This is a genomic window from Patescibacteria group bacterium (assembly GCA_034660655.1).
Lineage (GTDB): Bacteria > Patescibacteriota > Patescibacteriia > JAACEG01 > JAACEG01 > JAACEG01.
Window position 1 is genome coordinate 19,187 of the sequence record JAYEJU010000047.1, and the last position, 9,826, is coordinate 29,012.

Sequence of the window (9,826 nt, forward strand, 5' to 3'; positions counted from 1 at the left end):
TGGAGGATTTTTAAATTATAAAATTTTTATTTTAAAATCCCCCAGCCCCTTTGCTAAAGGGGGATTGAAAAAATAAAATTTTAAAATAAACATGTTTAATAAAATAAAAAACAACCAATCTGGAGTTATGCTTATTGTCGCCCTGTCTCTTAGTTCAATTTTTATAGTAATTGCCGGAGGGCTTGCTATTTTAGGAGTTTATGAATATAAATTATATCTTAGAAAAACAGCAAAAACGCAAGCTCTTCATATAGCTGAAGCCGGTGTTAATTATTATCGCTGGCATTTAGCGCATGAAGAAACAGATTTTTTTGACGGGACAGGAAGCGACCCAGACGGAACTCCTCCAAACGGACCGTACCAACATACTTTTAATTCCCCGACGGGAGAGATAGAAGGATATTTTAGTTTAGAAATAACACCGCCTATTGTTGGATCAACAATCGCGACAATAAAATCAACTGGATGGACAAACGATTTTCCAAGTATTCAAAGGTCTATTGAGGTAAGATATGGAATCCCGTCTTTCGCGACTTACGCTGTAGTTGTCAATTCTAATGTTAGATTTGGATCTGGAACTGAAATTTTCGGTCCGATTCATTCTAACGGGGGAATTCGTTTTGACGGCGTAGCCCACAATCTTGTTAGCAGCGCTGTTTTATGCTATGATGATCCTGATACATGGTGGCTTGTTGATCTTTGCGAACGGCCTGGAGTATGGACGGCAAGCGCATCCCCAGAAACTGTATTTTTAAACGGCACGAGTTTTCCGGTTGGGACTGTTGATTTCGCTGGCATAACAGCAGATTTAGCGCAAATGAAAGCGGACGCTCAATCAGACGGATTTTATCTTAATTACAGCCCGCTCGGCTATGATATTCATTTTAATTCTGACGGAACTTTTGATGTTTATAAAGTTAATACTTTAGAGCCTGATGGAGATATATATTGCGGTTATGAAGGATGGATTGTCGATTCTTATGATATTGCGACTGAAACTTTGCAAAGTTCAGCTAATCCTATTCCCAATAATGGAATAATTTTTGTGGAAGCGAATGTATGGGTTGAAGGAATAGTAAATGGCAGAGTAACATTGGCTTCAGGCAGATTTCCTGACAATCCTACAAAATATACAAGCATAACTATCGTAAATGATCTTGTTAATAATGATAGCGACGGAAGCGATGTTATAGGCCTTATAGCGCAAAAGCATGTACAAATCGGATATTATAGCGAAGACGATTTAGAAATTGAAGCCGCTATTTTGGCGCAAAATGGAAGATTTTACAGACCTTATTACGATGATTTTAGAAATCCAAACACTCATAATTTAAGAGACACAATAACTATAACAGGAAGTTTTGCCATGAACACAAGATATGTCTTGCATTGGTGCTGTCCTGATTCCGGCTACTGGACAAGAAACATTAATTATAATAATTCTTTGGTTTATTCTCCTCCGCCATCCTTCCCAACAACAGGAGAATATGTTTTTATTTCGTGGGAAGAAAAATAATAAATCTAATCAAGCTATAAGCTAATAAGCTAATGAAGCTAAAAAGCTAACAAAGCTAAATATATGTTTAATATTTTTTCAAATTCATCAACAGGAATAGAAATATCAGATTCTTTTATAAAATTAATTTCTTTAAAAAAGAAATTAAAAACTATTTATTTAGAAGGATATAATAAAATTATTTTACCTCCTAACATAGTAGTTGACGGAGAAATAAAAGATGTTGATAGTCTTATAAAATATATTATTAAATCAGTAAAAACCATTAAAGGCAATAAAAAAATTAAAGGAAACATTGTAACTTCATCTTCAAACAGAAAAACTTTTACTGTTTTAATAAAGATGAAACAAAAAATCAGCAAAAATAAAGATGATGACCAAAAATCAACTCAGGAAGCTATTTTAGAAGAAATAAAAAAAGAGATTCCTTTTTTAATAGAAGATATTTATTTTGATTGGCAATATGCTTGCACAAAAAATTCAAACGAGCAAAAAAAAATTTTATTATCAGCAGCTCCAAAAACAATTATTGATGATTATATAAACGCGTTTAAAACTTCTGAATTGTTTTTAAACGCGATAGATATTAAAGCAGCTGCTATTATTAGATCTTTAATTCCAATAAAAAACAAACAAATCAAAATAATCATATATATTGGCGAGTTTCATTCTACTATTATTTTAGGTAATAATAATATTATAGAATTTGTTGTTAATACTCCGCTTACAAGCGATGCCATTAATAAAACAATCGCTGATAAATTAAACTTGTCAAAATCGCAAACAGAAAAAGCCAAAAAAATTTGCGGAGTTAACGATAAAAAATGCCATGGCGCTTTAAAAAAAGCGCTCGATCCGCTGATAAATAAATTAACAAATGACGTTAAAAACATACTACTGTCTCGAAAAGATGATTCAGAGAACCAATTTCCCATAGAAAAAATAATTCTGTGCGGAAAAGGAGCTAATTTAAAAAATTTAGATGAATTAGTGGAAAAAAAATTAAACATTAAAACCATTGTTGGAAATCCGCTAATTAATATTAAAAAAACTAATAATTTATTAAATCAAGAAAAAGCTTTGGAATTTGCGACAACAATAGGCATGGCATTGCGCGGAATTCTTTAATATAAATTTATGATTACGCTTAATCTGCTACCAAGCAGAGAAAAAAAACAATTAAACACAAAAATGTACCTGTCTTTGGCAACAAAAATTGTTACTAGTTTTTTATGGCTGGCAGTTATAATTTTTTCTCTTTTATTCGCGTTTAAATGTATTATGAAACATAGTTTGGAAAATATGACAAAACAAAATGATATAATAGTTCAAAATAATAAAGAATTAAACTCAGAAATTGAAGAATGCAACAATAGATTAAGCGCTTTGTCAAAAATACAAAATGAAAATATTGTTTTTTCAAAAATTTTAATAAAAATCACGGAAATAATTCCAAAAAAAATAACCTTAAATAATCTTTCTCTGCAAATAAATGAAAAAGAAAAATCTAATAAAACAATTTTAATTAAAATGAAAGGATTTACTAATAACAGGGATAATCTTATTAGATTCAAAAATGTTCTGAATTCTATTTCCTACATAAAAAATATTGAACTTCCAATTAATACACTATTAAAACAAGAAAATATTGACTTTGAAATATCAACTGAATTAATGCATTTAGATAAAATTAAATAATTTATTTACAAAAAAATGGATAAACTAAGCAAAAAAATATCTGCTCTCATAATCGGTTTTTTGTCAACAATAGCTATATTATTTTTTTTAATATTACCTACTATTTCAGAAATAAAAACAATATCTACCGGTATCGCTGACAAAAAATCAGTCTTAGAAAAAAAATCTTTTGCAAATCAAGATATTAAAAAAAAATTGGAAAGAATAAATAAAATCAAAAAATCCCCTGAATTTTATTCAAGCTTTATTATTCCAGGCCAAGAACTTGACTTTATAAAAACAATTGAAAAAATCGCGAACAGATATTCAATTAAACAAGATCTAAAAATTGTTAATCAAGCTGACATTAACAAAGAATATCTTTCCTTGTCTATTAATCTAGCTGGTGATTATATTTCTTTAATTAAATATTTAACATCTTTAGAAAAAGAAAAATATTATATAAATATACAATCAATAATTTTGTCGTCTAATAAAAAAATAAAAAAAACAAATGAAACAAATATTAACAATGAGCAAAAAAAAGAAGACCAGCTCAAGCTTGTTATAAAAGCCAAGGTTTATTTTAAATAAATATTAAAAAATATGAAATACGAAATATCTTTTAAAAAAATTAAAAATATCAATATAATAAAATTTGCGTATTTTATGATTATTTTGTTTTTTACAACAATTATTATTTTTTTGGCTTTATTTTTATATAAAAATTTTTATTTGACTTTAAGTAATATAGAAACCATATATCATTTTCAAAATAAATTGGCAATAGAAAATATTGATATGGAGCTTTTTAACAAAGTTGAATTAAAAATAAATGAAAAAACAAACAGGCCATTTCCTAATTTTAATTCAATACAAAATATTTTTGAATAAAAAAAATTAATTTGCAATTTAAAAAAAACGCGGAAATTCCGCGTTTTTATTTTTTAAAAATCAAATTTAAAATTATCTGTCAAAAATTTTGGCAAGTTTTGGCGTGACCTGTTTTTTCCTGGAAATAACTCCTTTTAAATAAACACTATTATTTTTTAATTTCGCGCCTAAGGCTTTTCCAACTTTTTGTTGTTCATTGCTTGCGACAAGAAATTCTGACCCTCCTTTTATAATATCAGTGATAAATAATATTACAGTATGATATTTTTCTAATTTTTTTATTTTTTCTAATTCTAATAAAAGTTTATCTTCAAGAAGTTTAATCTCGCTTAAATCAGCTGTTTCAACCTGTCCTATTCCGAATTTTCCCGCCTTAAAATCAAAATCTTTAAAATCGCTTTTTATAATTTCTTTTAAAGAAAGATTAACCAAGCTGGAACGAACTTTAAAAATTTCCATTCCAAATTTTTTCCAATCAGTAATTTTAGCCAATCGCGCCAACTTTTTTATTATCTCTATATCTTTTAGCGTGCAAGTCGGCGATTTTGTAATCACAGTATCAACTAAAATAGCAGACAGCATAAACCCTGCCATTTCCTTGCTGATTTTGATTTTATTTTTAAAATATTTCTCAGCAATAATAGAGCAGACAGACCCCCAAGGCTTAACTTCAAAAACAATCGGCTTGTCGTATTTAAAATTAACCTTGTGATGATCTAAAATTTCAATAATATTAGCTTTTTCTACTCCGTTAATTGCTTGCGAAAACTCATTATGATCGACTAAAATCAAATTTTTTCCTTTCGCGTTTTTTACTAATGTCGGCGTTTTAAAATTAAATTTTTTTAAAATATAGGCTGTTTCTTGATTTACTTTTGAAGCGATAATGGCTTTGTATTGATTTGTTTTTTCTAATTTATTTTTAAAATTCGCGAAAGATATGGCGCCGGCAACGCTGTCCAAATCAGGCGGCCTATGCCCTGTGATGTATGTCATATAAATATATAAATTAAAATTATAAAAAATTATGTCTTAATATTTTATTGAATTCTTAAAATATTTTTTCTATGATAATCAAAATATTGCAATCTTTTATTATTAATAAATATTTCATCTAATCTATAACTTTTCAAATATTTTATTACATCTGTTTTTAACTGTCTTGAAAAAATTATTTGTCCATTATTTTTAAAAGATATATATCCCTGATCAAATAACATATCCATGTTTCTACTTAATAATAATCCATTATTTGGGTCATACGCCTCATCATCTTTGGATTTTATAAAAGGCTTAATATGGCTTGCTACCAAAGAAGGATAAGATAATTTTTCTAACATACATTTTATGTCTCCTATTTTTTCATCAGTCTCATTCTTCAATAAATTTTTATAAATTCTGTGTAAGTAAGCATCTCTTGTCTTTACCCCAATCTTTAATTCTTCTCCAAAAATTACCTGAGCATCTTCTTCAAAATATAATTCATTATTAATAATCACTAAATCGTCAAGTTTTTTCAAAAAATTCCATAGATATCCCACTTGGTTATATTTTCTTTTTATAAAACTTATTTTTTCAGCTTTTTCTCTTACTATTTTAATCTCGTCTTTTTCTAAAAAACCTTTTTTGATACTTGGTATATTTACTGTCATCAAACCGACAACGTCTTTTTTATCTAATTTTCCAATTTCCTCAAGAGTTTTTAAAAGAAAGTTTATCTCTTTTTGATTTGAATATTCTGTTACCGAACTGTTAAAACTAGAATTTGAATAAACAATTTTAGAAAAAATAGATTTTCTTTTTCTCTTGGTTCTTGCTTCTAAAAATTCGATTGTAGAATCATTGTAAGTTTTTAATTCATAATTTATGAAACCAAGTTTTACAAATTGATTAATACTTTTTCTAACAGAACCCATATCTTTTTTTGGATACTTTTTATAAACGACTTCTTGTAATTGTTTATACATTTTTGAAGAATATTGAGAAGTATCATTTTTATTTATAAAATCTACTATTGTCTGCAATGTCCCAATAAATTTATCATCATTAATGTCTGTATATTCAACAGTCAATTTCCAATAATCTTCATAATTTTGCTTAGTCATAATTTTTGTTTAAAGATTAGATCCTATTATTTTTAATAATAAATAAATATTCTGTATTCTTTTGTTTTTTTTCTTTCCCCGTAACTTTATAAATATGTGGTTTTTCAACAACTTCTATATTTTTTGAATATCTCTTTATTATATCTAATAAATTCTCTTTGCTTGGATATGAGTTATTGTTGTAACTTAAAAACCAATATTTATAATTAGATAAACTATAAAATAATTTATTAAATAATAATGATGATGATTTTTTATCAATAAAATTGTTTTTAAAAGGTTTTAACTTTTTAGATTCAATATATTCATCAATTATTCCATAAAAACCAAAATAATTATTCATTGTCCCTGTATATGGGGGATCTAAATAAATAATATCAGCACTTATTTTATTTAATACAAAAAATATATCTTCATTATATGATTTATTATTTTTTTGATTATCAAAAACTGCCTTATTGTAATCATTAAGATTTTTCAAAAAATGATTTTTAAACGATTCATTATGATATGCTCTTTTCCTCTTATATTTTTTATAACTGTATTTTTCGTTTCTTAATTGTTTTATTTTATTCCAATTAATATTAAATCTTGAATATGGCATTTTTCTAATCATCGATCTCCTCAACAATGTCAAAGCCATCGCCTTTTTATAATCTGATAATAAATTTTCTATATTTTTTCTATATAGATCTAACTCCATACACTCTTCTGAAAAAAAAAGAACATCTGCATAATTTTTATACATAAAACCTTTCATTGGTTTCCCAAAAAAAATATTTTCTACATCCTCATTTGTTAACATTTCTTGATTATTTTCAATGAGTGATTTTGAAAGCAGATAATTGACTTTCAAAATATCATTGCTTATAATTTTGTATCCTCTTTTTTTTGCTTCGTAGCCCATAGAACATCCTCCTGAAAAAGCATCAAAAACAGACTCTGCATCTTTTGGAAAATAATCACATATCCATTTTGCTAATTTTTCTTTATTTCCTATAAAATTAACTCTTGGAAATTTATTTTTAAACAGAATATTCATTTCTTCTCTTTTGCTATTATCTATTGTAATCATTTCTTTTAAACTATTGGCAATTGCTTTTGCCATAAGAGGTGGGACAGCGTTTCCAACCTGCTGCTGTTGAGATATTGAGGTGCTCTTAAATATAAATTCATCTGGAAAAGATTGCAATCTTGCTAGTTCCCTTACAGTTAAAGCTCTATTTTGAGAATAATGAAAAACTTTTCTCATATCTCCTGTAATAGTTACTGATGGATTCCCACTATTATATTTTATATATTTTCTTATGTCTCCAGATTTCGGTCTTATTTTTTCTGGAATCTCATCCCTTTCTCCTCCGTCAGAAATATAACTCATTTTTTGCAACATTTGTTCTGAATGATTCATCGCTACATGATTTTTAATATTGGATTTCTCTCCTGATTTCAAAACTGGTAAATTATTTAATGCTTCCTTTACTGTTTTATAATACCTAATGTTTCTTTGTGGAAATAAAATTTTATTATTAATTTTTGAACCAATAAAAATAACTCTTTTTCTAATTTGTGGTACTCCATAATCTGCTGAATTTAAAATTTTACATTCAACATTATACCCAATTTCTTTAAAATTGAATACAATTTCTTTTCTTGTTTTTCCATTATTATGTGTATATAAACGTGCTACATTTTCCATCACAAAATAATTTGGTTGCACAATAAAAACAATTCTAATAAATTCCTTAAATAATCGATTTCTGGAATCATTGAGAAATTTTCTTCCAATATTTCCTGCAATACTAAATCCTTGGCACGGAGGACCTCCAATAACCACATCTACTTTATTTTTTCCTACTATGCTTTTGATTTCTTCCTCTGTAATTTTGCCTATATCTTTCTCTATTAAATTATGATTTGAAAAATTTGTCTTATATGTATTGCAAAAATTTTTTTCAATATCTACAGAAAAAATATTTTTGAATCCAGCTTCATCAAAACCAAAAGAAAAACCTCCGGCACCACAAAACAAATCAATATATGTTGGTTTATTGAATAAATTATATTCGGTATTATTTTTCTTATTTTCTGAATTCATTTTATACGCAAATTTTTCAATTTTTAACAAATCAAAAAGTGTCCCTTGCACTTCTCTATCTGTAATATAACTAAAATTTTTATTTTGTTTTTTAAATTTTTTGTGAAAATTGTAATCTCCATTTTCGGAAACAACCGCAGAATCAATAAATTTATTTTTAATTTTGTCTTTAATCATAAATAATTTATTATTATTTTAATTATACCACAACAAAAAAATAGAGTATATATTTACCCCATTTTTTTGCTTACTCGCCTTTTGGAAGAAAGTCGAAATTTATTCAGTTAATAATTATTGCAAAATAAATATGTATTAAAAAAATATTTAACCTTATAAAAATCTTTCAAATAATAATCTCTCGGTAACAATATACAATTCATTTTTTGCGTTCTCTATTATATTTTCCATATCAGCAACACATTCTCCTTCTTTTGTTTTTACTAAATTACTGTGCAAAATTTCAAATCTTGGTACTAAAATATTATTATACTCATCCTTTAATTCATTACTAAAATAATACCCGATAAAAACACTGTTCAAAACATGTTCGCCACTCCATTCATATGTAGCTTGCATGTAATTTTCCCATGACCTATCTAAAATTTTATTGTCTACACCACCAATTTTATTTTTATAAAAATTTTCAGCAGAATATATTTTATTTTCTGCTAATCTAGCAAAATTTTTAATAAATTCTTTTTTTTCATCTACTAAATTTTGATATTCTATTTTTTCTTGATCAATTTTTATCAATTTAACTTTTATATAATAATGACCAAACCACAAAGTAGCCGAAAGTAATAAAGCATTAAACAAAAAACTATAAATATTATTTTTTGAAGGTCGTATTTTACTTAATTTTTCTCTCATAATTTATTTTTAAAATTCGCGAAAGATATCGCGCCGGCAACGCTATCCAAATCCGGCGGTTTATGCCCTGTGATATATATCATATAAATATTAAATTAAAAAATTATTTAAGATTTGCTAAAGAGAGTGCTTTCGTTAATGAAATTTTCAAATTTTGAGGTAAATTTTTCAAACAATTTTTTTAGCCTACCAACTAGGTAAGGTAAAAAAATTTTAGGGAAATTTGACCAACCTGCCTGCCCGTAGGCAGGAATACGGAAATTTCGATAGAAAAAGACTCTTGTCAGCAGACCCTTATCTAATAATAACACAATCCATTTAAGTAAACAAACCCCTGCGACGCAAGGTTAAATATTTTTCAAGCTATGGGGGCTTAAAAATATTTTGCGACAACAAATTTTTTTCTTTTTTTCTTAAAATTTTTCCTCAATAATATTCTCCATTGCTTTTTTTATAAATCTTTCTGCAAAATTTTTATCTATTTTTTCTTCTGTTCTCCGCTTATCTATATTAATAAAAAAATCTTTTGTCAATTTATTTCCCTTGAATTCTATTCCAAAGCTTAATCGGTAAATTGAAAATTTTTTAAAACACTTCTATTGGTTTTTTATAGTTTAATTTTTTTCAAGCCATTCGTCTTCTTTTTCTATTTCGGTTCCATTGTCATAA

Annotated in this window: 9 protein-coding genes and 1 pseudogene; 5 read left to right on the forward strand and 5 right to left on the reverse strand. The window is 26.7% G+C overall.

Annotation, left to right across the window (positions count from 1 at the left end; genetic code table 11):
• The first annotated feature begins 91 nt into the window (after positions 1 to 91).
• The 5 genes from U9O55_03610 to U9O55_03630 all read left to right on the forward strand — a co-directional run bounded on the left by U9O55_03610 (position 92) and on the right by U9O55_03630 (position 4,087).
• Positions 92 to 1,516, forward strand: a complete 1,425-nt coding sequence (locus U9O55_03610; GenBank protein MEA2088898.1) for a hypothetical protein — start codon at positions 92 to 94, stop codon at positions 1,514 to 1,516.
• A gap of 63 nt (positions 1,517 to 1,579) precedes the next feature.
• Entirely contained in the window at positions 1,580 to 2,644 is a 1,065-nt protein-coding gene (gene pilM / locus U9O55_03615) for a type IV pilus assembly protein PilM (GenBank protein MEA2088899.1), read from the forward strand.
• Positions 2,645 to 2,653: 9 nt separating this feature from the next.
• On the forward strand, positions 2,654 to 3,214 hold the full coding sequence (locus tag U9O55_03620; GenBank protein ID MEA2088900.1) for a hypothetical protein: 561 nt from the start codon (positions 2,654 to 2,656) through the stop codon (positions 3,212 to 3,214).
• Positions 3,215 to 3,229: 15 nt separating this feature from the next.
• The gene (locus U9O55_03625; GenBank protein MEA2088901.1) at positions 3,230 to 3,787 is read left to right on the forward strand and encodes a hypothetical protein; all 558 of its coding nucleotides are present in this window, start codon (positions 3,230 to 3,232) and stop codon (positions 3,785 to 3,787) included.
• 12 nt (positions 3,788 to 3,799) lie between these two features.
• Positions 3,800 to 4,087, forward strand: a complete 288-nt coding sequence (locus tag U9O55_03630) for a hypothetical protein (protein MEA2088902.1) — start codon at positions 3,800 to 3,802, stop codon at positions 4,085 to 4,087.
• Positions 4,088 to 4,159: 72 nt separating this feature from the next.
• On the opposite strand, the gene U9O55_03635 is transcribed toward U9O55_03630, so the two are convergent.
• The 5 genes and pseudogenes from U9O55_03635 to U9O55_03655 all read right to left on the reverse strand — a co-directional run bounded on the left by U9O55_03635 (position 4,160) and on the right by U9O55_03655 (position 9,157).
• Positions 4,160 to 5,083, reverse strand: a complete 924-nt coding sequence (locus tag U9O55_03635) for a manganese-dependent inorganic pyrophosphatase (protein MEA2088903.1) — start codon at positions 5,081 to 5,083, stop codon at positions 4,160 to 4,162.
• Positions 5,084 to 5,127: 44 nt separating this feature from the next.
• A complete protein-coding gene (locus U9O55_03640; GenBank protein MEA2088904.1) occupies positions 5,128 to 6,192 on the reverse strand; it encodes an HNH endonuclease in 1,065 nt (354 codons plus the stop codon).
• Between the two features lie 16 nt (positions 6,193 to 6,208).
• Complete coding sequence (locus U9O55_03645; GenBank protein ID MEA2088905.1) at positions 6,209 to 7,267, reverse strand: DNA adenine methylase; 1,059 nt, start codon at positions 7,265 to 7,267, stop codon at positions 6,209 to 6,211.
• A pseudogene (gene dcm, locus U9O55_03650) lies at positions 7,265 to 8,287 on the reverse strand (DNA (cytosine-5-)-methyltransferase). The gene U9O55_03645 and the pseudogene dcm overlap by 3 nt, the downstream one beginning before the upstream one ends.
• 330 nt (positions 8,288 to 8,617) lie before the next feature.
• The gene (locus U9O55_03655; protein MEA2088906.1) at positions 8,618 to 9,157 is read right to left on the reverse strand and encodes a hypothetical protein; all 540 of its coding nucleotides are present in this window, start codon (positions 9,155 to 9,157) and stop codon (positions 8,618 to 8,620) included.
• Between the last annotated feature and the right edge of the window lie 669 nt (positions 9,158 to 9,826).